The sequence below is a fragment of the Microbacterium sp. 77mftsu3.1 genome (assembly GCF_900100525.1).
Lineage (GTDB): Bacteria > Actinomycetota > Actinomycetes > Actinomycetales > Microbacteriaceae > Microbacterium > Microbacterium aquilitoris.
In genome coordinates this window covers 698,359-722,381 of the sequence record NZ_FNCR01000002.1, presented here as the reverse complement: position 1 = coordinate 722,381, position 24,023 = coordinate 698,359, and the positions used below count along the sequence as shown (strand labels likewise).

Below are 24,023 nucleotides of genomic sequence, written 5' to 3'. Positions count from 1 at the left end.
CCCATGAGGCACCGTGTCCCCCGCACGGTCGTGCCCCCCAACACGATGGAGTCCCCCATGCCCGCATCCCCCCGCGTCCGACGACGGTCGGCGCTCGCCCTCACGGCCGCCCTCGCCCTCGGCTTCGCCGTCGTGCCCGCCGGGGCCGCCTCGGCGGCGGTGTCGACCTCGTGCACCGGGACAACCCAGGCCGCCGTGCAGAAGCGCATCCTCACCGACGTGAACGCCGCACGGAAGGCAGGCGGCAAGAAGGCGCTGACTCTGAGCTCCGCCATGTCGAAGGTGGCCGTCACCTGGTCGGGCAAGCAGGCCGCCGCCAACAGGATGAGCCACAACCCGAAGTACTCGTCGCAGATCCCGTCGGGCTGGACGAGGGCGGGCGAGAACGTCGCCTTCGGGTACGCGCCGTCGAAGGTCACGCCCGCGTGGATGAAATCCACCGGACACCGCGCGAACATCCTCGGGTCGTACAACCGCATCGGGATCGGCGTGGCGTGCTCGTCGAAGGGCCTCCCCTTCTACACGCAGGTCTTCGGGTATTACCCCTCCTGACTCGGCGGTGATGCGGCGTCCGCTCGCGCCGTAGACTCGTCGACCACCGCAGCGTCGCGTCCTGTCCCGTGAGGAGGACCGATGCCCGACGCCGTCCCGCCGCCGCAGATTCCGCCGAAGCCGCCGCTGCCGCCGAAGCACCGGCGGGCGTCGACCACCGCCCCGGTCCTCGTGCTGGCCGGGTACGTGCTGGTGCTGGCGGTCATCGCGTTCTGGCCGACGCCCGTCGACGCCGGCGTGGCTCCCGTGATCGACGCGCTGTCGCGCCGACTGCCGGCGATCACGCGCCCCCGGGTGGAGTTCGCGGCGAACGTGGCCCTGTTCGTCCCGTTCGGGGTGCTGCTGCCGCTGATCCTCCGCGGCGCGAAGGAACTCGTGCTGCCGATCGCCCTCGTGGCGACGGTGACGATCGAGTGCACGCAGGCGCTCGTCCTGCAGGCCCGGGTGCCGAGCGTGCTCGACATCGTCGCGAACGTGACCGGCGCCAGTGTCGGGATGCTGGGCCTCGCCGTGTGGCAGCGGGTCAGACGCCGCTGAGCCACCGGCCGGGCGCGGTCAGAGCTTGCGGAGCCGGACCGTCTCGACCGTGTGGTTCGCGCCCTTCTGGAGGACCAGCTTCGCGCGGTGCCGCGTGGGCTCGACGTTCTCGCGCAGGTTCGGCAGGTTGATGTCGTTCCAGAAACCGAGGGCGAGCGAGACGGCCTCGTCGTCGGAGATGTCGGCGAAGACCTTGAAGAACGAGTTCGGGTTCGAGAAGGCGGCTTCGCGGAGGGCGAGGAACCGCTCGACGTACCACTGCTCGATGTGCGTCACGTCGGCGTCGACGTAGATGGAGAAGTCGAACAGCTCGCTGACGGCGATGTCGTGCGGGTTCGGAGCCGACGCGAGCACGTTCAGGCCCTCGACGATGATCACGTCGGGGCGGCGGACCGTCACCTGCGCATCGGGGATGATGTCGTACCGCATGTGCGAGTAGTAGGGCGCCCGAACCTCGGGCTCGCCCGACTTCACGGCGACGAGGAACTCCACGAGCGCGCGGCGGTCATAGGACTCGGGGAAACCCTTGCGGTCCATGATCCCCCGCCGTTCGAGCTCGGCGTTGGGGTAGAGGAACCCGTCGGTCGTGACGAGTTCGACACGGGGCGTGCCGGGCCACCGGCTCATCAGTTCGCGCAGCAGACGGGCTGCCGTGGATTTCCCGACGGCCACGGATCCGGCCACGGCGACGATGAACGGTGTCGTCGCATCCTCCTCACCGACGAAGCCGGCGGTGTCGGCGCCGAGTCGCTTGGTGGCTGAGGCGTACAGGGACAGCAGCCGACTGAGGGGAAGGTAGACCTCCCGCACCTCGGTGATGTCGAGGCGGTCGCCGATGCCGCGCAGCTGCACGACCTCGGTCTCGGTGAGGGGCTGCTCCATGCCGGCGGCCATGCGCGCCCATTCGGCACGGGGGATCTCGCGGTACAGCGAGTCGATGGTCGTCGGCGTCTCATCGGGGGACATTGCCGCAACTCTAGTCCGCCCCGGCGGGTGCCCCCGCGTGCGGAGGCGGGCCAGCGTCGCGGGCGCGCGTACCGTACGCTGAGCATCGATGTCCACCCGCGGCCGTTCAGCCGCTCTCACCAGAGGTTTTCGATGCTGCGACGTGTCCTGGCGGTCCTTGCCGCAGTGGTGCTGACGGCATCCCTCACCGTGCCCGCGGCGCCCGCCGACGCGGCGACCGCCCAGTGGCTGCGCACGAGCGGCGCGAAGATCCAGGTCGCCGCCACGGGTGCGACCTTCACCGTCAAGGCGACGTCCTGGTTCGGCATGGAGACCGACACCTGCGCGCCGCACGGACTGTGGTCGATTTCGCTGAAGCAGGGCATGGCGCAGATCGCGGGGATGGGCTTCAACACGATCCGGCTGCCCTTCGCCAACGAGTGCCTCACCCGCAAGACGGCCAACTCGGTGAGCCAGGCACTGAATCCGACGCTCGCGACGGCCTCGCCGCTGAAGATCATGGATGCCGTCGTCGCGACGGCGCGTGCCTACGGCATCCGGGTCATCCTCGACCGTCACCGCCCGGGGACCGATGCGCAGTCCGAGCTCTGGTACACCCCGCAGTACTCCGAGAAGCGGTGGATCTCCGACTGGAAGATGCTCGCGCAGCGGTACCGGAACAACTCCACCGTGATCGGCGTCGACCTGCACAACGAGCCCCGGGGCGCGGCGTGCTGGGGGTGCGGTGACCGCTCGCGCGACTGGCAGGCGGCCGCCGTCCGTGCTGGCAACGCCGTGCTCGATGTGAACCCGCATCTGCTCGTCATCGTCGAGGGCGTCCAGAACGGTCCCGACGGCAGCGCCACGTGGTGGGGCGGGAACCTCCGCGGCGTCGCGAAGAAGCCGGTCACCCTGAAGGTGAAGAACCGGGTCGTGTACTCCCCTCACGAGTACCCCTCGTCGATCTCGGACCAGCCGTGGTTCCACAACGCCGACTACCCCGCCAACCTCCCCGGCGTGTGGGAGAGCAACTGGGGCTACATCGCGTCGAAGAAGATCGCCCCCGTCCTGATCGGGGAGTTCGGCACGAAACTGCAGACGTCGTCCGACAAGAAGTGGCTCGCGAAGCTCGTCGGCTACATCAAGGACCGCGGTCTCGGCTGGGCGTACTGGTCGTTCAACCCGAACAGCGGCGACACGGGCGGTCTGCTCAAGGACGACTGGGTCACCCGCGACAAGGACAAGCTCGCCGCGCTGAAGCCGATCCTGACGCCGAAGAAGGTCGCCTACCCGGCCGCTCCCGCACCGGCACCGGCGCCGCTGCCTCCGCAGCCGTCGCCGCAGCCGTCGCAGCCGGGGAACACCCCGCCGCCGACGGTCGGGCAGTCGTCGAGCGCCTCGTCCAACGGCGTCTCGGCGACGCTCACAGTGTCGAGCGCGTGGCCCGGCAAGTACCAGGTCGCCCTCGCCCTCACCGCGTCCTCGAGCGCGAAGGTGAAGGCCTGGACCGCCTCCTGGGCCTCCCCCGGCGCGACGGGAGCCGACAGCGCGTGGGGCATGGCCTGCCGCGTCACGAAGCCCGGCACCGCGAGTGCTCGAGTTGCCTGCTCGGGCACCGAGTGGGGCGTGGCGAACCTCTCGCAGGGCGCCCGGGTCGAGGTCGGGGCGATCCTGAACGCCTCGAAGCCGCCGGCCAAGCCCGTGCTGTCGCTCTCGGTCACCCGCTAGCGCCCGAGCGCGCGGCCGGACTGACGGTCAGGGCGTGACCATGCCGCCGTTGACGTTGAGGGTCTCGCCCGAGACGTAGCTCGATTCGGCCGACGCGAGGAACACGAACGCGGGAGCGATCTCGGCGGGCTGGCCGGCCCGCTTGTACTCGTTCTCCTCGTCGAACGCGCGCATCTGCTCGTCCGAGACGCCGTCGCTCACCTGCAGCGCCGACCAGACCGGGCCCGGCGCGACGACGTTGACGCGGATGCCGCGGGGCGCCAGCTGCTGCGCGAGACCCTTCGACAGGTTGTTGACCGCCGCCTTGGTCGCGGCGTAGTCGAGGCGGTCGGGTGCGGGCTTGTAGGCCTCGAGCGACGCCGTGCTGATGATGGATGCACCGGCGGGCATATGGACGAGGGCGGCCTTCACGATCCAGAAGAAGGCGAACACGTTCGTCTCGAACGTTTCGCTGAACTGCTCGTCGGAGAGGTCTTCGATGCGCTCGACGGCGACCTGCTTGCCGGCGTTGCTGACGAGGATGTCGATGCCGCCGAGGAACTCCGCCGCCTCGGCGACGAGTTCGCGGCACTGCGCGCGGTCGGTGAGGTCGGCCGCGATCGAGTGCCCGCGCACGCCGGCGTCGGCGATGATCTGCAGGACGTGGTCGGCGTCCTCCTGCTCGTCGGGGAGGTGGACGATGACGACGTCAGCACCTTCGCGGGCGAACGCGATCGCTGCCGCCGCTCCGATGCCCGAGTCGCCCCCGGTGACCAGTGCCTTGCGTCCCTGCAGACGTCCCGTGCCGCGGTAGGTGCTCTCGCCCAGGTCGGGGACCGGGGTCATCCGCGCCTGGATGCCGGGCTCGGGCTGGTGCTGCACCGGCGGCTCCACGCGTGCGTAGCGCGTGACGGGGTTGTCGAACGTGTACTGGTCGGTCATCCCGCCACGGTAGGTCGGGAGGCGGCATCCCTTCACCCCCTTGCGGGAGCAGCGTCGGCAGTGCAGTGCAGTGCCGGGGCAGTGGAGCGCGCGATCATCGCATCTCCTCGACCGGTGCGCAAGCAGTCGGTCCCGACGATCCGCGTTCCTAGGGTTGACGCGTGCCGAGCGCTGCGAACCCCCCTCACGAGTGCACCGTCTTCTTCCTTCCGGGACTGGGACTGGATGCCGCCTCTGCCGGCGCCATCGCGGCGGCAGCCGATCCGCGGCTGCGCGTCGTGGGGATCGACCTGCTCGACCGGGGGCGCGCGGCATCCGTCGACGACCTCGCCGACACGGCGCTCGAGCGGATCGCGGCCGAGGCCGACGGCGGCCCGTTCCTCGTGTGCGGGCACAGCCTCGGCGGCAAGGTCGCCGCCCGTGTCATGACGCGCGTTCTCGCCGGCACCGAGCCGGTGTTCGGGCTGATGGGCGCGGTCCTGCTGGCCCCCTCTCCCCCGACTCCCGAGCCGATGCCCGACGACAAGCGCGCCGACATGCTCGCGACCGCGCAGGGCGAGCACCTGTCGCGAGCGGATGCCGAGGCTTTCGTCGCCGCGAACGTCGCCGCCCCGCTCGCCGCCGATCTGCACGACGCGGCGATCGATGCCGTCGTGCGCCAGCCGGCATCCGCCTGGCGTGACTGGCTGACCGCGGGCAGCCTCGAGGACGCGACGCGCCTCGTGGGCGTGCTCGACCTGCCCGTCGTGGTGCTCGCGGGCGAGGACGACGAGGCGCTCGGCGCCGACGCGCAGCCCGATCTCGTGACCGATGTGTACCCGCGTGCCCGCGTCGAGCGGATGCCGGGTGTCGGCCATCTGCTGCCGTACGAGGCTCCGGAGCGGGTCGCGGCGGTGCTCGCCGAGACGTGGCAGGCGATCCGCGCCGCGGCTCCCGTGGTGCCGCCGGAGTGGGGACGCGTCATCGCGTCGTCGCGCGTCGACGTCGCGGTGCGACGGACGCTCGCGCAGCGGGCTCTCGTGGACGACCGCGACCGCGCCCCCCGCACACTGAACCGTGCGCAGGTCGAGACGTTGCGTGCGCTCGCGGCGCTCCTCGTGCCGCAGGGCGAGGGCGGGACGATCGACCTCGCCGTCCGCATCGACGACATGCTCGCCGAGGGCGGCACCGACGGCTGGCGCCCGGTGGGCTCCCCCGCCGACCCGGTCGCCTACGGCCTGGGGCTCGACGCGATCGCCGCCGTATGGCCGAGCGAGGTGACCGCGCAGCGGAGCCTGATCGTGCGGCTGATCACCGACGGCATCGACGCGGCGGGCCTCGGGACCGACGGCATCCGCTCGTGGTTCGAGGATGCGCGCAACGACCTGCTGCGCATGTGGCTGGCGCACCCCGCGTCGCTGGCGCGCATCGGGTTCGACGGCTTCGCGGTCGGTGGGACCGGCCCGCGTCCGGCGGGATGGGCGACCATCGCGACGGGCGAACGAGAGACATGGGAGCCGAGCGAGCTCGGCCAGACAGTGGTGGAGGATGCCGCGTGACCGGCGATCATCGCCGGGTGACAGATCACCCGGGCATGCAGAGGTTCGATCTGGACGAGGTCGTCGACGTCGTCGTGGTGGGGACGGGTGCCGGTGGCGCTCCCCTGCTCGCGCGTCTCGCCGAGGCGGGGATGCGGGTCGTGGCCCTCGAGGCCGGTCCGGACTTCTCGCCGAGCGAGTTCACGCCGGACGAGCTCGAGTCCACGAAGATCAACTGGATGTCCGAGCGCTTGAGCGGCGGCGACGACCCGACGGCGTTCGGACCCAACAACAGCGGGTTCGGCGTGGGCGGCAGCACGCTGCACTGGGGAGCGTTCACGCCGCGTCCCGACGCCCGCGACCTGCGCCTACGCACCGACACGGGTCAGGGACGCGACTGGCCGATCGATCACGCCGAGCTGATCCGCTACATCGAACGGGTCGAATCCGACATCGGTGTGAGTGGCCCTGCGCACTACCCTTGGGACCCGGCTCGCTCGTACGCGTACCCGCCCGTGCGGCGGAACGGCTCGTCCGACGTGATGATCCGCGGCTGCGAGGCGCTCGGCATCACCGCGACCGACGGCCCGGCGGCGATCCTCACCCGCGACCGCGACCAGCCGCACCATGGCCTCCGCTCAACGACGCTCGACAACGGTGACATCCACCAGGGCGACCGCTTCGGCGCGAAGGCGACGACGGCGAACACCTACCTGCCGGCTGCTGTGGCCGCCGGAGCCGAGGTGCGCGCCGACGCGTTCGTCCACGGCATCGAACGGGATGCCTCGGGCAAGGTCACGGCCGTTGTCTACCGCTCCGGCGGCACCGACCACCGGCAGCGGTGTGCGGCCCTCGTGCTCGCAGCGGGCGGCGTCGAGACGCCTCGCCTGCTGCTGCACACGGGCGTCGGCAACGCGAACGGCGTCGTGGGTCGCGGGTTCATGGCGCACGGCGGCGTACAGGTGTGGGGCAGGTTCGACGAGCCGATCCGCGGCTACCGCGGGTACCCGTCGTCGATCATCAGCGAGGACTTCGTGCGTCCCGAGAATGCCGAATTCGTCGGCGGCTACCTGCTGCAGAGCCTCGGCGTCATGCCGCTCAACTTCGGCACGCAGCTCGTCCGTGGGGCGGGTCTGTGGGGCGACGACCTCATGTCGGCCATGAGCGAGTACCCCTTCAGCGCGGGCATCGGCATGAACGGCGAGTGTCTGCCCGACGACCGCAACGCCCTGACCCTCAGCGATGAGCTCGCCGAGGACGGAATGCCGCGGGCCGAGGTCTCGTTCTCGCAGGGCGACAACGAGCGGGCCATCGACCGGCACGGCATCGACGTGATGGAGCGGATCCTGCGGGCGGCCGGCGCACGCAGCACGCGCGTCACCCAGCGGACAGCCCACACCCTGGGCGCCGCGCGCATGGGCGACGATCCCGAGGACAGCGTCGTGGACGCATCCGGTCGGTCCCACGAAGTCGACAACCTCTGGATCTGCGACAACTCGACGTTCCCGAGCGCGCTCACGGCGAACCCGGCGTTGACCCAGATGGCGCTCGCGCTGCGGACCGCCGACCTCATGCTCGCCGCCCGCTGACGCGGGGTCGGCGGGCGGTCAGCGGATCGGTTCGTCCATCCACACCATCCGCTCGACCGCACTGGTGCCCGTCCCCCATGCGACGACCTCGAGGGTGACCGACGATCCGCGGTGCGCGGCGGTGAGCTTCAGGGTCCGCCCGGTCGCGGTGTCGACGCGATCGCCGCCGACCCACCACCGGTACAGGAAGTGCGTCCCCTTCGGCCACGACGCCGTCGCCGCCCTCAAGGTTGACCCCACGCGCGGTGCGCCCGAGAGGACGAGCGTCCCGGAGTCGAGCCCGCGCGGCAGCGTGGCGTTGTGGCCGGGCATCGCGACGGCCTTCGTCACCGTGATCGTCCGGGCGGTCTCGGCGGTCGGCTTTCCGCCCCACCAGACGACCCGCGAGTCGGTGCCGTCCTCGTACGTGAACTTCACCGCGTACGTGCCGGCGGCCAACCCCGGCAGCGTGTAGGAGCCGGCCGTGTCGGTGCTCGCCTCGGCCACCCGCTCCCCGTCGCCGTCACCCTGTCGATAGGCCTCGACGTACGCGCCGGCGAGCGGTGTGCCCGACGCGGCGCGGAGCGTGCCCGTGATCTTCGCGCCCGGCACCAGGGCGACGTCGATGTCACGAATCTCGTTCGCTTTCGCGATCTTCAGCGTGGTGGGCTTCGCGCCGGGAGCTTTCGCCTTCCACCAGCGCTCGGCCAAGTCGGATCCGGGGGCGGGGCGGACGCGAAGCGTGTAAGTCGCGTCTTCGAGTCCCGTGACCGCGTATGAGCCGCCGGCATCCGTCTGGGCCCAAGCGATGATCTCCCCGCCGCGGGACACGGCGATCTCGGCATCGGCAACCGGTGCACCGCCGGGTCCCGTCACGACGCCCCTGATCGTGCCGCCGCGGGCGAGCCGGGCGTCGAGTCCACGCACCGTCTTGCCGTCCGCCACAGTCACGGTGGCCGCGGCGTCGATCGTCGTCGCGCCCTTCCACCACTGGCCGACCGCGTTGACACCGTAGGGTGCGAGGTACTGCACCCGGTAGGTACCCGCGGGCAGCGAGCGGATGGTCCACGTCCCGTTCCGCGATGTCGAGGCATCCGACCAGCGGCGCGTGTCGAGGTCGACGACGAAGACGACGGCCTCTGCCAGCGGCTTGCCGTCGGCATCGGTGACCCGACCCGAGAGTGCACCGCCTGCGGCGAGGGATGCATCGATCCCCTTCACGGTGGATTTCGTCCCGACCACGACCGCGGTCGCCGCGCTGCGATCGATCGCGTCGCGCCACCACTCGCCGACGAGGTTCACGTCATCCGCCGGGCGGAACTCGACGTCGTACGAGCCGGCGCGCAGACCGTCGATCCGATAGGTTCCGTCGGGCCTGGTCTCGACCTCGTTCTCGTTCGCCGGCTGGCTCGAGGGGCGCGAGGTGTAGACGACGCGCACCGAGCTGACTCCTGCACCCTTGGCGTCCGTGACCTTGCCGATGATCGTGCTGCCGGCATCCAGTGAGGCGTTGAAGGTGAGGGTGCGCGAGGCTGCCTTCACCTGGATCGGCGTCGACGCGGCCTCGGTCGCGGCGTTCTTCCACCACTCCGATACGAGGTTCTTGCCCTCGGGACGTTCGAAGAAGAGCGTGTAGGTGCCGGCGTCGAGCTGGGAGATCCGCCAAGCACCCTTCTTGTCGGTATGCGCCCACCGCCGGCTGTTGCCGACTCCGACGCTGACACTGACGTCGGCAACAGGGGTGCCCTGCGCATTCGTGACCGTACCTCCGACGGTCGCGCCGGTGACCAGACGCGCATCGATTCCGGTGATCTTCGCTCCGTAGGCGACCTCGAAGGTGGTCGCCTCGGCGTGACGCCAGGCGCCCTTCCACCACTGGGCGCCGAGTTCACTGTCGTTGTCCGGCGCGAACTCAACCGTGTACCGCCCACCGGGCAGTCCCACGAGGACGTACCGGCCGGCACGGTCGGTCGTGGTTTCGGTGGCCGACGACCACCCGCCGTCGACCCACTGGAGCGCGCGCACCGTCACCCCCGCGACCGCGCGATCGCCGGGACCGGTGACGGCGCCCGAGATCGTCCCGCCGAGACGCAGCTCGACGTCGAGGTCGGTGCGGGACTGACCGCTCGAGAGCTTCACCCCGCTCGCGTCCTCCCACTCCAGTGCGCCTCGCCAGTACTGCGGCACCAGGCCGCTGCCCTCGGGAGCCTGCATGTGCAGGGTGTAGGTGCCGGCGCGCAACCCGCCCACCCGCCAACGTCCGTCGCCGTCTGTCGTCGCCTGAGTGAGGAATTCGCGGTCCGTTCCGACGAAGACGTCCACGGTGGCGGATGCCACGGGGTCCCCGCTCTCATCGGTCACCGCACCGCCCAGCACGGCAGCGCGCGCCAGGGTGACGACGAGTCCGGTGACGCTCTTCTTCGTCCCGAGCGTGATCGTCTTCGCCGTGTATTCGGAGCCGCGGTCGTCCCACCATTCGGTCGCGTAGGTGCCCTTCTCGACCGAGGTCCGGAGCGTGTACGTGCCTGCCGCGAGGCCTCCGAACGAGAACGTTCCATTGGCCCGGGTCACGACCGAGGCGATCTCCTGGCGGACGGTGCCCTCTTCGGCGGATCGTTCCACGCTGTAGAGCGCGACGTTCGCTGCCACAGCCTTGCCGCCGTCGCCGCGGACGACGCCCTCGATCTTCGAGCCGAGGCTGAGCGTGGCGTCGAACTCGGTCCGCGCGCCGCTCTTCGCGATGTCGACGCGGGTCGCCGTCTCGGCGCTGGCGGCATCCTTCCACCACTCGCCCATCAGGTTGGTTCCGGTGGGCGGCTCGTAGTGGAGCGTGTACGTGCCGGCTCGGATGCCGACGAGCCGGTACCGACCGTCGGCCCCGGTGGTCGTCTCGGCCACCCATTCGGAGTCGTCGGCGCTGGTCTTCGACGCCGAGTAGAGCGCCACAGTGGCGCCGGCGAGGGCTTTGCCACCGCCGGTCACCGTGCCCGAGAGCGTTGCTCCCCAGGTGAGGACGAGGTTCAGGCCCTTCTTGGCAGCGCCGTCGGCCAGCGTGATGACTTTGGCGTCCTTCTCGCGGTGCCCTCCTCCCCACCACGTGACGGTCAGACCGGATGACGGGTCGGGCTCGACCGAGAACGTGTAGTCGCCGGCGCTGAGCCCGCTGGCGCGGAAGGTACCGTCGTCGGCGACCCACGGCGAGTCGACGTACTCCCACTGTCCGTTGACGCGCTGGTAGATCGTGATGGACGCCGAGACCGCAGCGCCCGTGCTGGTCGTGACGCGTCCTGCCAGCGAGGCACCGAGCGCCAGGGTGGTGCGCAGCCCGGTGATGGACTTTCCGGCGCTGACGGCGATCCGGGTCGCCGCCTTCTGCGAGGTCGCGTCGTTCCACCATTCCGATTGCAGGTCGGAGCCGAATGCGCTCTGCACGTACAGGGTGTACTTCCCCGCGCGGAGGCCGGTGAGCCGATAGGCGCCGTGGGAGTCGGTGGACGTCCCACCGACATCCTCCCAATCCGCCCACTCCGCGTTCCACATGAAGAGCTGGACGAACGCATCCGCGACGGCGACGTTGTCGGGACCGCGCACCGATCCGGCGATGCTGCTGCCGAGCGCGAGCCGCGCGTTCTTTCCGGTGACTTTCGCACCGGGCGCGACGGCGAACCAGACCGGCTCTCCCCACAGGCTCTCGGCGCCACCGAACCACTGACCGACGTGCTTGCCGGCCTCATCGGTGAAGCGCAGCGTGAACCGCCCGGCGGGCAGCTTCGCGAACGTGAAGGCACCGGCGGCATTCGTCGTGGTGTCGCCCGCGGGGCTCGATCCGTCGTCCCCGAAGTCCTGGTACAGCGTGACGGTGATCCCCTTGAGGGGGGCCTTCGCTGTGTCGGTGACCGTTCCCGAGATGGATGCCGTGCCCGAGGTCGCCAGCTTGTTCTCGGCGCGGAGGCTCGCCGCGCTCTTCTTCGCGTCGCCGGGACGGGCGCGGTCGTCGCGCCTCGGGTCAGCGGGGGCACCGGCATCCGTCGTCGGCGCGGCGTCATCAGCGGAGGCAACGACCGTGCCGGACGGGTCGACCACGACGGTGCGCTCGGCGGTGGCGGATGCCGCGGGCTCGGCCGCGATGGCAGCGGGAGCGGACGCAAGCCCGCCCACCAGGATCGCCCAGACGGCCAGGACGGCCGATCCGCGCGCGAAAAGACGGCGCCGACTGCGCATGCGTGTACTCCCCCTCGAGCACCCCAGCGCCCGACTTCCCCGGGACCCCGCCGTCGGGCTCCTCGCGCTCAGCATGACAGAAGCGGCAGACACCCGCCAACACCGCGTCATCCCGCCGATACACGCATCCACTACGGTGGGCCGCAGGTCCTCGTCAACGGCGCCGAACGGAAGGCCTGAGCGCCCTCGCGCTGTCGCCCTGGGGAGGAAACCGATGTCGGGTCGTTCGTCGCACCGCCGTTCACGTCAGCGCTCCGCCCCGAAACCTCCCGGGCTGCGGTGGTGGGCGTATGCCGCTCTCATCGTGGTCGCCCTGGGGGCGATCATCCTCGTCATCACCGCGCTGCTCGAGTACTGACGCCAGCCGGCGCGCGACACGTCAGCCGACGCGCGACGCGCGCGGGGCGCGACGCGCCCACCACGCGCGGCGGGGCAGCGCGATGATCGGCGCGGGGCTGGCCTCGCGCTCGGGGCGGAGCGGCACGGGCACTTCGAGGACGACGGCGTCGCCACGCTGGTAGATGCGCGCGCCGACACCGAGCACGCTGATGCCGCGCAGCTCGGGTCCGACGGCGGGCGTGCGGTCGAGCACCCCCGTCGACCACGTGCGGACGATGAGCGTGTCGCCGTCGACGTCGATCTCTACCCACACCTTCTTGGCGGTGGAGTGCTTGATCGCGTTGACGAAGCCTTCGTTGACGATGGTCGCGACGCGACGCGACAGCGCCGGGTCGTCGAGCGCGGCCGCGGCGGCGGGCGAGATCTCGCTCGAGACGTCGAGGACCGACCGCCAGGTCGCCACGAGCTCGAACAGGTCTTCGTGGGCGCTCTGGACCGAACCTTCGAGGGCGGCGGAGTCGACTTCGGCGACGAAGGCGAGGACGGAGTCGAAGGCGGCATCCGTCTCTCGACGGAACGATTGCACGACCTCGGGCGTCGCCTCGTCTTCGTCGGCGGCGGCGGCCAGCAGGACGCAGCGGCCCTGGATGCGGCCGTGGAGGACGTGCGCGGCGTTCCGCAGGGGCCGGCGAGCCGACGCGGTCTTGGCGGTGAGGGTGCGGGCGACCATCGCGAGCACCGCTTCGAGGCGGTGCGCGGTGTCGGCGGCTCGCGCGATCGCGTCGGTGCACGCGGCGAGCGCCAACGCAACGAGGGGCAGCGACGCGACAGGGACGAGCAGGGTGGGCTCGTTGGTGCCGATGAGCAGGCGCGCGACGACCGTCATGACGATCCCGGTCACGAACCAGACCGCGACGAGGATCCACCCGCGTCGGGCGCTCGTCCTCCCCCGGGCGAGCACCCGGACGGCGAGGTCGGCGCCCAGGGTCACGGGGATGCCGACGAGGATCGCCGCCAACGCGACCCAGGGTCCCGCGACGAGGTGCGTGTACGGGATCGCACCGAGCAGGAACACGAAGCCGGTGACGAAGTACGGCGCGGGTCGCAGCATCGTGAGGGCCGACCGCGGGGGCTGGACGGTCTCGTGGTCATCGTCGGTCGGGATGACTCGCAAATCGAGCCCGGCGCGCTCCTCGAACCGGTGGCTGGCCGTACGGACCTCGTCGGCGTAGTCGCGGACGGCCGTGAAGTCGATGTCGCCGGCGAGCATCTCGTCGCGACGATGGCGGAGGTCGGAGATGACGGGGCCGAGCAGTTCGCGATTCTCGGATTCGAACCGCGCGAGCCGGCGGCGGCCGGCGGTGAGCGCGGCGATGGCGGCCGTGACACGCCGGCGACTGCCGCGCGTCAGCTCGATCGATCGGACCGTCATCGCGATGATCGAGAGGCCGGCGAGCCAGACGGCGACGTTCGAGACGATCCGCGCCGTCATGCCGGTCAGGTCGAAGACGCCGCCGTACACGAGGACGTACACGCCCTCGTTGACGAAGGGCCGGGCGGCCGCGATGAGGACGACGGCGGTGAGGACGAGGATGCCGCGGTGCGTCGCGCGCGGCAGGTGGCGCTCGACGAGGGCCACCGGGATGAGCACGGCGGCGAGCAGCGCCCAGGCGATCCCCGCCACGACCACGACCCCGACGTACCCCGAGGGCGCCGAGATGTATTGGAACGGCGCCATCACGGTGAGGCAGACGATGAGGCTGATCCAGAGCGTGGGGCGCATGAAGAAGGCGCGACTGGTGACGGCATCCCACCACACGTGGACGCCGAGACCGACTCGTCGATGCACAGCGAGCTCGGGTACCCGCCCAGCCTTCATGCTTCTCTCCCCAGAGGGGCCTGACGGCCCGGCGACAGTCTAGCGGCGGGTCAGGCCTGGTGCGCTTGGATGTCGGGGGCGATCGGGGCGTGCGGCTGCGGGCGCTTCTTGGTGCGGGAGCGGACGAAGTCGCCGACTCGGCGCGAGAGCTTGTGACTGGGGATCTCGACGACCTTGAAGAAGACCCACGAGAGCGAGATCGATATGACGACGCTGACGAGGCCGGCGATGCGCAGGTTCTGGTCGCCGAACAGGTGGGCCATCGAAATGACGACGGGCTCGTGGACGAGGTAGAGGCTGAAGGAGATGAGCCCGAACCACTGCATGACGCGGCTTTCGAGGAAGCGTCGGAAGATCGGAACGACGATCGCGGCGATGACGGCGATGGTGGCTCCGATGGTCGTCACCGCGTCGAACGGCTTCACGAGGGGGCGGAGCGTCTCGAACGGGCGGATGAGCCACGGGAAGATGAGCAGGATCGGCGCGCTGAGCAGCAGGAGCGCCTGGGTGCCTCGGCTGGGCTGCCACTTCCGGATGGTGGGCAGCCACGTGGCGATGACGACGCCGATGAGGAACATGGGCAGGTAGACGAGGGCACGGTTGCCGAGGCTGCTCGAGACGGCGATCCCGATGACGGCCGCGACGGCGAGGATCCAGTTGTAGCGGGCGAACCGCACCCCGAGGAAGACGAAGACGGGCAGCAGGAACGAGAAGGCGATCTCCCACTGCAGCGACCACAGCGGGCTGACGAGGTCGCCGGTGCCGAACAGCAGGGTCGCGTCGCCCCACAGGGCTTCGGGGCTGACGGCTTTGTCGGTGATGCCCAGCCAGGCGCTCTCCATCGCGGTGGTGCGCGGGATGATCAGCACCCAGCCGAGGTAGAGGATGATCGCGCCCCACACCGGCAGGTAGAGGCGCAGCAGGCGCTGCGGGTAGTACCCGACCCACGAGAAGTCGCGGCCCTGCTTGAGCACGGGAAGGGTGAGCACGACGCCGCTGAGGACGAAGAAGATGACGACGGCGCCCTGGCCGTCCCACAGAGTGTGCAGGGGGGTGTACGACAGGAGCTCGGGAAGTCCGTTCGCCGCTCGTCCCTCGAGGTAGGGCTCGGCGAACAGCGGGAACGTCAGCATGATGTGGTGCACCAGCACGATGAGCGCGGCCAGACCGCGCAGACCGTCGAGCGATGTCAGCCGTTTCATGGGTCTCCTGGGGCGTCCGTCGACGGCCGTGCACGACGAGAAGAGCAGGCGTCGACGTCGGGGGAACGTCGAGTGAAGTGTACGTGAACGCCCTTCGCGCCCCCTGGTGACACGACGAACGCCCGGGTCCACGAGGGGCCCGGGCGTTCGGTGTGATGGCTTACTTGAACGCGTCCTTGACGTTCTCGCCGGCCTGCTTGAGGTTGGCAGAAGCCTGGTCCTTGTGGCCTTCGGCTTCGAGGTTCTCGTTGTCGGTCGCCTTGCCGGCGCCCTCCTTGCCCTTGCCGGTGAGGTCCTGGGCGGCGTTCTTGATCTTGTCGTCGAGTCCCATGATCTGGTCCTTCCGTCGATCGTTCCCGGGATCGGTGCGCCCCGGGTTCCCCGAGGCTACGTCTGGTGTGGTCGACAGGTGAGGGGGTGGTGCTTTCGCATGCGATGGGTTAGTCGCGTGGAGTTTCGGCACGATGCCTGGCTTGTCAACCGCCCGGGGTGCGCGCCCGGTGCCGACCTAGGGTGGCGGGGTGGGAGAAACAGTCGAGTCGCAGGAGATCACCGGGGCCGATCGCACCCGTCATCGCGAGAAGATCCGTCAAAACCTCGACGTGTTCGAACGGATGCTGAGTGAGTCGAAGTTCGAGGCGGATGACCCGATGACGGGTCTCGAGCTCGAACTGAACCTCGTCGACGAGGTCGGTGATCCGGCGATGCGCAACGAGCAGGTGCTGAACGCGATCCCGGACCCGGCGTTCGTGAGCGAGCTCGGCCGGTTCAACGTGGAGATCAACGTTCCGCCCGCTCGGTTGCGCAGCGGAGGCCTCACGACGTTCGAGAGCGGGATGCGGCAGCAGCTGAACGACGCCGAGGAGCGCGCGTCTGAGCAGGGCGCACATCTGATGATGATCGGCATCCTGCCGACCCTGGCGGATCGCCACCTGAGTCGCAGTGCGCTGAGCGCCGACCCGCGGTACAGCATGCTGAACGATCAGGTGCTCGACGCGCGTGGTGAGGACATCGTCATCTCGATCGCGGGGCAGGAGCAGCTGGACACGACGGCGGATTCGATCGTCCCCGAGGCGGCGTGCACGAGTACGCAGTTCCACGTGCAGACGGCGCCCGCGGAGTTCGCCGCGTATTGGAATGCGTCGCAGGCTATCGCCGGCGCGCAGCTCGCGCTGGCGGCGAACTCGCCGTACCTGCTCGGGCGGGAGTTGTGGCGCGAGACGCGCATCGCTCTGTTCGAGCAGGCGACGGACACCCGCAGCGAGGAGCTGAAGGCGCAGGGCGTGCGGCCGCGGGTGTGGTTCGGCGAGCGGTGGATCACGTCGGTGTTCGACCTCTTCGAAGAGAACGTGCGCTACTTTCCGGCGCTGCTGCCGATCATCGACGATGAGGATCCGCTCGAGGTGCTCGAGTCGGGCGGGGTGCCGTCGTTGGCTGAGCTGAAGCTGCATAACGGCACGGTGTACCGCTGGAACCGTCCCGTGTACGACGTCGCAGACGGCGTGCCGCACCTGCGCGTGGAGAACCGCATCCTCGCCGCCGGTCCAACGGTGGCCGACACCGTGGCGAACGCCGCCTTCTACTTCGGTCTCGTGCGTGCGCTGGCCGAGAGCGAGCGACCGGTGTGGTCGCAGATGTCGTTCGGTACCGCGCGGGAGAACTTCCAGTCGGCCGCGCGCCTGGGCATCGACGCTCGACTGTCGTGGCCGGGCGTCGGCCGGGTGCCGGCGACCGAGCTGGTGCGGGACACCCTGCTGCCCCTCGCACACGAGGGTCTCGCCGCGTGGGGTGTCTCTGATGAGGAACGCGAACGCTACCTCGGCATCATCGAGCAGCGGTGCGTGTCGAAGACGAACGGCGCGGAGTGGTTCGCCCGCAAGATGCACGCCCGCGAGGGCATGGACCGCTTCGACGCGCTGCGCGCCACCCTGCTCGAGTACCAGCAGGCGATGCACACGAACGAGCCGGTGCACACCTGGAACTAGCCGGGTACGGCGGGCTATACCCGTGCCCGGTCGGCGGCGAACGACGTCTTCGGGACCTGAGCCACCGCGGCACGCGCGCGGTCTCCCGCTGCGAGAGCGGCGGCAGCCACGAGGAACACGCTGACCACGCCCAAGGCGAGCGCAGGGCCCGCTGCAGGCTGACCTGCGAAGGTGATGTCCGTGAGGAACGCGTAGTAGATGATCAAGGCGATCGCCATTCCGATCGCCGACCCCACCCGCTGCGCGAATTGGATGAGCGACCCGGCGGCGCTCGATCGATGGTCGGGAGCGTAGAGAAGCGTCCGAGCCTGATTGGCGGGGGCCGACAGCCCCGCGCCGAACGCACTCAGGCACAGAAGCGCTGCGACGACACCCGGCAGCAGTTCAGGTCCGGCGACGGCGAAGGCCACACCGGTCGCGGCGACCGCGATGGCGCCGGCCGCTCCGCCGAGTACGACGACCTTGCCGTCCACCGGGTCGATTCGGCTGGCGAACCATGAGCCGAGCAGGCTCGCCGCGGCCGCGGGCAGCATCCACAACGCGGTGTCGAGCGGCGTCAGACGGCCGATCTGCTGCAGCCCGATGGTGACGATCAGTGTCCCCGCGGTCGCCGCCGCGTGCATGCACCCCGAGATCAGCACGCCGGCCGACAAGTGCGGAAGTCGGAAGAGGGTCGGGTCGATGAGCGCTTCTCGCCGTCGACGCACTGTCCGCCGCTCGTGGAAGACGAAGACCAGGATCAGCATCACTCCCCCGCCCGTGACGATCAGCATCCACGGGGCGAACGGGAGCGATTGGGAGGTCGCGCTGAGCGGGCCGATGACAAGCACGACGCCGACCGCGAGCAGCGCCGCCCCGACGCCGTCGAACCCGCGTCGGCGCTCGGCCGGTGGTTCGCGCACGACGATGGCTGCCGCAGGGATGAGGATCGCGCCCGCGATCACGGTGACGAAGAACAGGACCCGCCAGCCGATGCGGTCGCCGAACGCATCGAGGATGACGCCGGCGAGCACGGGCGCCGCCAGTGAGGTGAGGGAGGTGACGGCGGCGAGCGCAGCGAGGGGCTTGGCGCGTTCGCCGGCGGGGAAGATGCGCTGGATGAATCCGAGCACCTGCGGCATGAGCAAGCCAGCCCCGACTCCTTCGATGACGCGAGCGAGGACGAGTATCTCGACGGTGGGGGCGAGAGCGCACACGACGCTTGCCGCCGTGAACACGGTGAGTCCGACGAGGAAGACTGCTCGACGGGGAAGCACATCGCCGATGCGCCCGGCGGGCAGCAGAGTCGCGGCGTACGCGAGGGTGTAGCCCACGAGCATCAGCTGGACCGTCACGGGATCGCCGCCCATGTCGGCCTGGATCGCGGGGAGCGCGACACCCAACTTCGACACATCGAGGATCGTGAGGGCGGCTGCGCCGACCAGCACAACGAAGATCTTCCACTGCGAACGCGAGCGCCCCCCGGTCGTCGGACTGACCTTCGGACGTGCTCGACCCACGATGACCCTCTCGTCAGGAAATACTGTCGTAACCTCAAAAACTATATAACAGTATTGGACTACCGAAACACACTACGAGATTGGGTAACTCATGAGCGAACGCACGGCCCTGATCATGATCGATATGCAGAACATGTACCTGCAGCAGGAGCGCCGGAGCGCGCTGGGATGGCCGCCGATCTTCGAGTTCGACAGGGTCGTCGCCGAATGTGCCGCCCTGCTCGCCGCAGCCCGCGAGAAAGGGATGCCGGTGATCTACACCCGGCAGACCTCGCGCGCCGACGGGGCCGACACGACGCCGAGCATGCGCCGCCTGCTCATCGACGCGCCCGAGCCCTCGCCGATCGGAGCGGAGGCCGACTGGGGATCGGAGATCCTCGACGCCGTCGCGCCGCAACCCGGCGACATCGTGATCGAGAAGCACCGCTGGGATGCGTTCTTCAACACGGACCTCGACACGATCCTGCGCAACCTCGACGTGAACAGACTGGTCGTCGCCGGCCTGCAGACCAACGTCTGCATCGAGACGACCTCCCGGACGGGGATGATGAAGAACTTCGACGTCGCCGTCCCGGCGGATGCAGTGTCGACCGACGGCGAGGCCCTGCACGTCAACGCGCTCGACTCGATGCGCGTGCTCTACATCGAGGTCGCCCCGTGGCGCGAACTACTCGCCGACGACGCCGCGTGGGATCGCCGATTCACGACACCCGGTTATGGGCGCACGCCTGCCGATATGAGCACCATCCTGGCGTAGCGAACCGGTGCCGCACGCCCCGTTCGGCGATCAGCCCTGCTCGACAGCGACGGCGTGCGGCATCAGGTCGGCAACGGGCGTCGCCGGGTCGGCGAGAACAGCCCGCAACTCGTCGAGCCACTCCAGCGTGAGTGTCGTCTGACGCAGCCACAGCGTGTACAGCGCCCGACGGTTGCGCCAGACCGGACTGTCGTGATCGTCGCGCTCGAGCTCCCAGTTGTCGAGCAGGTGCGTGAGGCTGAATTGGCGCTGACGCTGGAAGGCCACCTCGCTGTCGAGCAGGTATGCGGCCTCGGTCGGTTCGAGGACCCACAGGTTCAGCAGACGCAGCGTCGCGTCATCTCGCACCCCGTGGTCGGGCTGCTCGTGGAGCAGCCAGCGTCGCAGCTCTTCATACCCGGCCTCACTGATGACGTAGCTCGTCCGTCCGCGCTCATTGCGCTCGCTGATAGCGATCAGGCCGCGGTCCTCCATCTTGGTGAGCTCGGAGTAGACCTGCGAGGGACTCGCGTGCCAGGCCCGGTCGTTCACGTCATTGAAGCTCGCGTTGAGGTCGTACCCGGTGCGGGGCTTACCTCGCGACAGGGCGGCGAGGATCGCGTGGCGCAGTGCCATGGGGAGTCCTTTCTCCGACGATCGACGTCTTCATTCCCGCCTGAATACAGCGATTTCGACCGGCGGGATGCCGCATTCGCGGCACGTGGCGAGAAGTGTCACCGTCTGGAAACAGTACCGAAACAGTACCTCAGTGCATAATTCCAATTATGGACTACAAAGCCATCACACAGAACCGGTTCTTCCGGTTGGTGAGCGGTCGCGCGGTCATGACGGTCGTCACGGCGCTGTTCATCGCGATCGTCGTGTTCTTCGCGATCCGAGCGATCCCCGGGGATCCCGCATTGACGATCCTCGGCACTGACAGCAGCCCGGCCGAGCGCGATCAGCTCCGTGAGGTGATGGGGCTCGACCAACCGATCTTCTCTCAGTTCACGCTCTGGCTGGGACAGATGCTCGGTGGCAACCTCGGCTATTCCTACAGCCAGGGGCGCCCCGTCACCGACATCATCGGCCCGGCGTTCGCGAACACGATGATGCTCGGAGGCCTCGCCAGCGTCATGGCGATCATCTTCGCCGTCGTCATGGGCAACCTGGCGACCACGCGATGGCGGCCGATTCGCAGAGCGACGGACGCCGCGGAGTCGTTCTTCTTGTCGGCGCCGCAGTACACGGTGGCCTTGGTCCTCCTGATCGTCTTCGCGGTGGTCCTGCCGGTCTTCCCTGCCGGAGGCGTGTCGACGCGGGGCGACGGGGGCACCCTCGACATCCTGGCGCACCTGTTCCTTCCGGCCCTCGCCCTCGCCCTCGCGCCCGGCGCTCAGATGGCGCGCTCCCTCAAGACCTCCATCGCGACGCTCCAGTCGACCGATCTTCTTCCCACACTCCGGGCCCGCGGCCTCTCGCCCTGGCGGCTGAGCGTGCACGCGCATCACAACGCCCTGCCCCCGATGATCACGGTCCTCGGCATCCAGGTGGGGACGATGCTCGGCGGCGCGCTGTTCGTGGAACAGATCTTCAGCATCCCCGGCCTCGGCGCGTTGATCGTGCAGTCGGTGACGCTGCGCGACTACACGCTCGTGCAGGCTGTGGCGCTCATCATCGCGATGGTGTTCGTGGTCGTGCTGCTCGTCGCCGATGTCGTCAACGCTCTGCTCGACCCCCGCATCCGAAAGGGACGCGCATGACCCTTCTCACCGGCGCTCCGCTGGTCCGACCGACCACGCCCACGGCGGCGCCACGGTTCCAGCGTCGCTCGCTCCTCCGGCGCATGCCGGCGCGATCCAAGGTCGCCGTCGCGATCATCGCCGTCATCGCCGCCACCGTGCTCGCCGCGCCCCTCCTGCCGCTCGCCGACCCCCTGACCGGCAATCTGTCGGACCGGCTTCTCCCCTTCTTGAGCGAAGGCCACCTGCTCGGCACCGACACGCAGGGTCGCGACATGCTGAGCCGGCTGATCTACGGCACCCGGACGTCGTTGATCGTCGGGGTCGTCCCGATCGTCATCGCGACGCTGATCGGGTTGGCGATCGGCACGGTCGCAGGATTTTCAGGGCGGGTGGTCAACACGCTGCTCATGCGCGCGGTCGACCTGTTGTTCGCCTTCCCGGGGGTGCTTCTCTCGCTCCTGCTGGCGATCTCGCTCGGCGTCGGGCTCGGCACGCTCGTGCTGGCCCTGACGTTGGTGTGGATTGCGCCAGTGGCTCGCATCGCCGAGACCGAGGTTTCCCGCATCCGCGAACTCGATTTCGTGACCGCGGCCCGCTCGAGCGGAGCGACGGCACCGGCGATTCTGATCAACCAGATCATCCCGGTGACGCTGCCCGCGGTGCTCGCCTACTCGACGTCGCTCGTCGGGGCGAACGTCGCGATCTCGGGCGGGCTCGGCTTCATCGGATTGGGCGTTCCCTCTCCGCAGCCCGAGCTGGGGTCGATCCTCTACGAGATGCAGGCGGCCGTCTACACCGACCCGAGCCTGGCGCTCGCCCCCGTGGTCATGATCCTTCTGCTGTCCATGCTGTTCCCCCTCGTCGGTGACGGCGTGCGGGACGCGATCTCAGGAAAGGGGCAGGAATCGTGAGCGATCTGCTCTCCGCCGCCCCCGCCGGGGGCCTCGACCCGGATGTGCCCCTCGTTCTCGATGCGACGGCGATCTCGGTCGCCTTCCCATCTCCCGGACGCGACACCCGCACGGTCATCGACAACCTGGGTCTGGGCCTCGAGCGCAGCCAGGTGACCGTTCTCCTCGGCGAATCGGGCAGCGGCAAGTCCGTGTTCGCCCGGTCGATCACCGGCCTGTCGGCGCCGACCGCGACCGTGACGGGCGAGTCGGTCTTCGACGGCATCGACCTCGTGCACGCGTCCCCGCGTGACCTGCGGCGGTTGCACGGCGACCGCATCGGGATGGTCCCGCAGGACCCGAACTCGTCGCTCGACCCGATGCGCCGCATCGGCGCGCAGATCGCCGAGACGCTCTTGCAGCATCGGCAGGTGCCGACGCGCCGCGCCGCCATGGCGCGGGCGGTCGAGCTTCTCGAGCAAGTGCAGATCCGCGAGCCGCAGCGGGTGCTGCGGTGCTACCCGCACGAGGTGTCGGGTGGGATGCGGCAGCGCATCGCCATCGCGATCGCGATCTGCTGCGGGCCCGAGCTCATCGTGGCCGACGAGCCCTCGAGCGCACTCGACGCGTCTGTGGGCCGCCACGTGGTGGGCTTGCTCGGCGAACTGCGCGAACGCCTGCACACGGCGATCCTGTTCATCACCCATGACATCGGCATCGCCGGGCTGATCGCGTCGCAGCCGCACGATCGCGTCGCCGTCATGCTCGGAGGTCGCATCGTCGAGCTCGGCTTCGCGCCCCAGGTGCTGCGGCAGCCGCGCCACGAATACACGCAAGCGCTGCTCGCGGCCGAGCCATCGGCATCCGTTGCGCGTGGAGCGCTGGCGGTGGTGCCCGATGAGGTGCGGATGCGTCGGGATTGGGGCCCGCTGCGCGAAGTTGTCCCCGGCCATGCGGTGGCTGCCGGAGAGGAGCAGGCCGCGTGAGCGCCATCCTCGAGGGCACCGGACTGTCCAAGCATTTCGGCGATTTCACCGCTGTCGACCGCGTCGACTTCCGCATCGAACCGGGTCGCACTCTCGGAGTGGTCGGCGAATCGGGCAGCGGTAAGTCGACGCTCGGGCGCATCGTCATGAGACTGATGAAGCCGGATGCCGGCACCGTCACCCTCGACGGTCATGACCTATTCGGGATGAGTCGGGCGAACCTTCGCCGCGCTCGGCGGTCCTTCCAGCTGGTGCCGCAGGATCCCCGCAACGCCCTGAACCCCGCGATGACGGTCGGCGAGAACCTCGCCTTCCAACTGCGCGCGCAGGGCGTCGCCCGACGCGAGTGGGCGTCGCGGTCGGCGGACCTGTTGGCGACTGTGGCACTGTCGTCGGATTACACCCACGCCTACCCGTACGAGCTGTCGGGCGGTCAGGCGCAGCGTGTGGCCATCGCGCGAGCCATCTCGAGCCGCCCGAAGTTGCTGATCTGCGACGAGGCGGTGTCGGCGCTCGACAAGTCGGTGCAGGCGCAGGTGCTGAACACGTTCGCCGACCTGCAGCGGGAGTTGGGCGTTGCGATGTTCTTCATCACGCACGACCTCGCGGTCGTCGAGCACATCGCCGACGATCTGCTCGTCTTGAACCGTGGTCGTGTCGTCGAGCGCGGTGAGACCCGAGCAGTGCTCGATGCTCCGACCGATCCGTACACACAAGAGCTTCTGGCAGCCCGCGCCGCAGTGCACGCCTGAGGAATGTCCCACCCCCGCACC

20 protein-coding genes are annotated in these 24,023 nt (G+C 69.5%); 12 read left to right on the top strand and 8 right to left on the bottom strand.

The window, feature by feature from the left end:
• The first annotated feature begins 57 nt into the window (after positions 1-57).
• Together BLR68_RS08395 and BLR68_RS08390 are read left to right on the top strand one after the other, a co-directional pair.
• The gene (locus tag BLR68_RS08395) at positions 58-552 is read left to right on the top strand and encodes a CAP domain-containing protein (protein ID WP_018187273.1); all 495 of its coding nucleotides are present in this window, start codon (positions 58-60) and stop codon (positions 550-552) included.
• A gap of 81 nt (positions 553-633) precedes the next feature.
• Positions 634-1,089 carry a VanZ family protein gene (locus tag BLR68_RS08390; RefSeq protein ID WP_018187274.1) on the top strand — a complete coding sequence of 152 codons (456 nt, stop codon included), beginning with the start codon at positions 634-636 and terminating at the stop codon, positions 1,087-1,089.
• A gap of 18 nt (positions 1,090-1,107) precedes the next feature.
• Here the strand turns inward: BLR68_RS08390 and coaA are convergent, their stop codons facing one another.
• Entirely contained in the window at positions 1,108-2,055 is a 948-nt protein-coding gene (gene coaA, locus BLR68_RS08385; protein WP_018187275.1) for a type I pantothenate kinase, read from the bottom strand.
• Between the two features lie 132 nt (positions 2,056-2,187).
• Here coaA and BLR68_RS08380 point away from each other — a divergent pair, with 132 nt between their 5' ends.
• Positions 2,188-3,762 (top strand): cellulase family glycosylhydrolase, encoded by a 1,575-nt coding sequence (locus BLR68_RS08380; protein WP_026302899.1) that lies wholly within the window; start codon positions 2,188-2,190, stop codon positions 3,760-3,762.
• Positions 3,763-3,789: 27 nt separating this feature from the next.
• On the opposite strand, the gene BLR68_RS08375 is transcribed toward BLR68_RS08380, so the two are convergent.
• Positions 3,790-4,683 (bottom strand): SDR family oxidoreductase, encoded by an 894-nt coding sequence (locus BLR68_RS08375; protein ID WP_018187277.1) that lies wholly within the window; start codon positions 4,681-4,683, stop codon positions 3,790-3,792.
• A gap of 161 nt (positions 4,684-4,844) precedes the next feature.
• Here BLR68_RS08375 and BLR68_RS08370 point away from each other — a divergent pair, with 161 nt between their 5' ends.
• Both BLR68_RS08370 and BLR68_RS08365 read left to right on the top strand, forming a co-directional pair.
• Positions 4,845-6,221: an alpha/beta fold hydrolase gene (locus BLR68_RS08370; protein ID WP_018187278.1), complete on the top strand. Its 1,377-nt coding sequence runs from the start codon at positions 4,845-4,847 to the stop codon at positions 6,219-6,221.
• A gap of 17 nt (positions 6,222-6,238) precedes the next feature.
• Positions 6,239-7,789, top strand: a complete 1,551-nt coding sequence (locus BLR68_RS08365) for a GMC family oxidoreductase (RefSeq protein WP_256335348.1) — start codon at positions 6,239-6,241, stop codon at positions 7,787-7,789.
• Between the two features lie 18 nt (positions 7,790-7,807).
• Here BLR68_RS08365 and BLR68_RS08360 read toward each other — a convergent pair whose 3' ends face one another.
• Positions 7,808-11,989: an MSCRAMM family protein gene (locus BLR68_RS08360; RefSeq protein WP_018187280.1), complete on the bottom strand. Its 4,182-nt coding sequence runs from the start codon at positions 11,987-11,989 to the stop codon at positions 7,808-7,810.
• A gap of 214 nt (positions 11,990-12,203) precedes the next feature.
• Here BLR68_RS08360 and BLR68_RS17970 point away from each other — a divergent pair, with 214 nt between their 5' ends.
• A complete protein-coding gene (locus BLR68_RS17970; protein ID WP_018187281.1) occupies positions 12,204-12,347 on the top strand; it encodes a hypothetical protein in 144 nt (47 codons plus the stop codon).
• Between the two features lie 21 nt (positions 12,348-12,368).
• On the opposite strand, the gene BLR68_RS08355 is transcribed toward BLR68_RS17970, so the two are convergent.
• The 3 genes from BLR68_RS08355 to BLR68_RS08345 all read right to left on the bottom strand — a co-directional run bounded on the left by BLR68_RS08355 (position 12,369) and on the right by BLR68_RS08345 (position 15,740).
• The gene (locus tag BLR68_RS08355) at positions 12,369-14,177 is read right to left on the bottom strand and encodes a hypothetical protein (protein ID WP_018187282.1); all 1,809 of its coding nucleotides are present in this window, start codon (positions 14,175-14,177) and stop codon (positions 12,369-12,371) included.
• An 80-nt stretch (positions 14,178-14,257) separates the two neighbouring features.
• Entirely contained in the window at positions 14,258-15,409 is a 1,152-nt protein-coding gene (locus BLR68_RS08350; protein ID WP_018187283.1) for an acyltransferase family protein, read from the bottom strand.
• 160 nt (positions 15,410-15,569) lie between these two features.
• A complete protein-coding gene (locus BLR68_RS08345; RefSeq protein ID WP_018187284.1) occupies positions 15,570-15,740 on the bottom strand; it encodes a CsbD family protein in 171 nt (56 codons plus the stop codon).
• A gap of 190 nt (positions 15,741-15,930) precedes the next feature.
• Between BLR68_RS08345 and BLR68_RS08340 the strand changes: the two genes are divergently transcribed.
• Entirely contained in the window at positions 15,931-17,394 is a 1,464-nt protein-coding gene (locus BLR68_RS08340; protein WP_018187285.1) for a glutamate-cysteine ligase family protein, read from the top strand.
• Between the two features lie 14 nt (positions 17,395-17,408).
• On the opposite strand, the gene BLR68_RS08335 is transcribed toward BLR68_RS08340, so the two are convergent.
• Positions 17,409-18,893 (bottom strand): MFS transporter, encoded by a 1,485-nt coding sequence (locus BLR68_RS08335; protein WP_018187286.1) that lies wholly within the window; start codon positions 18,891-18,893, stop codon positions 17,409-17,411.
• A gap of 91 nt (positions 18,894-18,984) precedes the next feature.
• Here BLR68_RS08335 and BLR68_RS08330 point away from each other — a divergent pair, with 91 nt between their 5' ends.
• A complete protein-coding gene (locus BLR68_RS08330) occupies positions 18,985-19,650 on the top strand; it encodes a cysteine hydrolase family protein (protein WP_018187287.1) in 666 nt (221 codons plus the stop codon).
• Positions 19,651-19,680: 30 nt separating this feature from the next.
• Here the strand turns inward: BLR68_RS08330 and BLR68_RS08325 are convergent, their stop codons facing one another.
• Positions 19,681-20,265, bottom strand: coding sequence for a PadR family transcriptional regulator (locus tag BLR68_RS08325; protein WP_018187288.1), 585 nt, complete (start codon positions 20,263-20,265; stop codon positions 19,681-19,683).
• A gap of 149 nt (positions 20,266-20,414) precedes the next feature.
• Between BLR68_RS08325 and BLR68_RS08320 the strand changes: the two genes are divergently transcribed.
• Genes BLR68_RS08320 through BLR68_RS08305 form a run of 4 tightly spaced genes read left to right on the top strand, consistent with a single transcriptional unit; the run spans position 20,415 to position 24,002 of the window.
• On the top strand, positions 20,415-21,392 hold the full coding sequence (locus tag BLR68_RS08320) for an ABC transporter permease (protein ID WP_018187289.1): 978 nt from the start codon (positions 20,415-20,417) through the stop codon (positions 21,390-21,392).
• Entirely contained in the window at positions 21,389-22,285 is an 897-nt protein-coding gene (locus BLR68_RS08315) for an ABC transporter permease (RefSeq protein ID WP_018187290.1), read from the top strand. The genes BLR68_RS08320 and BLR68_RS08315 overlap by 4 nt, the downstream gene beginning before the upstream one ends.
• The gene (locus BLR68_RS08310; RefSeq protein ID WP_018187291.1) at positions 22,282-23,250 is read left to right on the top strand and encodes an ABC transporter ATP-binding protein; all 969 of its coding nucleotides are present in this window, start codon (positions 22,282-22,284) and stop codon (positions 23,248-23,250) included. The genes BLR68_RS08315 and BLR68_RS08310 overlap by 4 nt, the downstream gene beginning before the upstream one ends.
• Positions 23,247-24,002 (top strand): ABC transporter ATP-binding protein, encoded by a 756-nt coding sequence (locus BLR68_RS08305; RefSeq protein ID WP_018187292.1) that lies wholly within the window; start codon positions 23,247-23,249, stop codon positions 24,000-24,002. Before BLR68_RS08310 ends, BLR68_RS08305 begins: the two co-directional genes overlap by 4 nt.
• Positions 24,003-24,023: the final 21 nt, after the last annotated feature.

Excerpts from the sequence above, each read along its gene's own strand:
- BLR68_RS08395 (WP_018187273.1), top strand. The coding sequence starts at position 58 with ATGCCCGCATCCCCCCGCGTCCGACGACGGTCGGCGCTCGCCCTCACG.
- BLR68_RS08390 (WP_018187274.1), top strand. The coding sequence starts at position 634 with ATGCCCGACGCCGTCCCGCCGCCGCAGATTCCGCCGAAGCCGCCGCTG.
- coaA (WP_018187275.1), bottom strand. The coding sequence starts at position 2,055 with ATGTCCCCCGATGAGACGCCGACGACCATCGACTCGCTGTACCGCGAG.
- BLR68_RS08380 (WP_026302899.1), top strand. The coding sequence starts at position 2,188 with ATGCTGCGACGTGTCCTGGCGGTCCTTGCCGCAGTGGTGCTGACGGCA.
- BLR68_RS08375 (WP_018187277.1), bottom strand. The coding sequence starts at position 4,683 with ATGACCGACCAGTACACGTTCGACAACCCCGTCACGCGCTACGCACGC.
- BLR68_RS08360 (WP_018187280.1), bottom strand. The coding sequence starts at position 11,989 with ATGCGCAGTCGGCGCCGTCTTTTCGCGCGCGGATCGGCCGTCCTGGCC.
- BLR68_RS17970 (WP_018187281.1), top strand. The coding sequence starts at position 12,204 with ATGTCGGGTCGTTCGTCGCACCGCCGTTCACGTCAGCGCTCCGCCCCG.
- BLR68_RS08350 (WP_018187283.1), bottom strand. The coding sequence starts at position 15,409 with ATGAAACGGCTGACATCGCTCGACGGTCTGCGCGGTCTGGCCGCGCTC.
- BLR68_RS08345 (WP_018187284.1), bottom strand. The coding sequence starts at position 15,740 with ATGGGACTCGACGACAAGATCAAGAACGCCGCCCAGGACCTCACCGGC.
- BLR68_RS08330 (WP_018187287.1), top strand. The coding sequence starts at position 18,985 with ATGAGCGAACGCACGGCCCTGATCATGATCGATATGCAGAACATGTAC.
- BLR68_RS08325 (WP_018187288.1), bottom strand. The coding sequence starts at position 20,265 with ATGGCACTGCGCCACGCGATCCTCGCCGCCCTGTCGCGAGGTAAGCCC.
- BLR68_RS08320 (WP_018187289.1), top strand. The coding sequence starts at position 20,415 with ATGGACTACAAAGCCATCACACAGAACCGGTTCTTCCGGTTGGTGAGC.
- BLR68_RS08315 (WP_018187290.1), top strand. The coding sequence starts at position 21,389 with ATGACCCTTCTCACCGGCGCTCCGCTGGTCCGACCGACCACGCCCACG.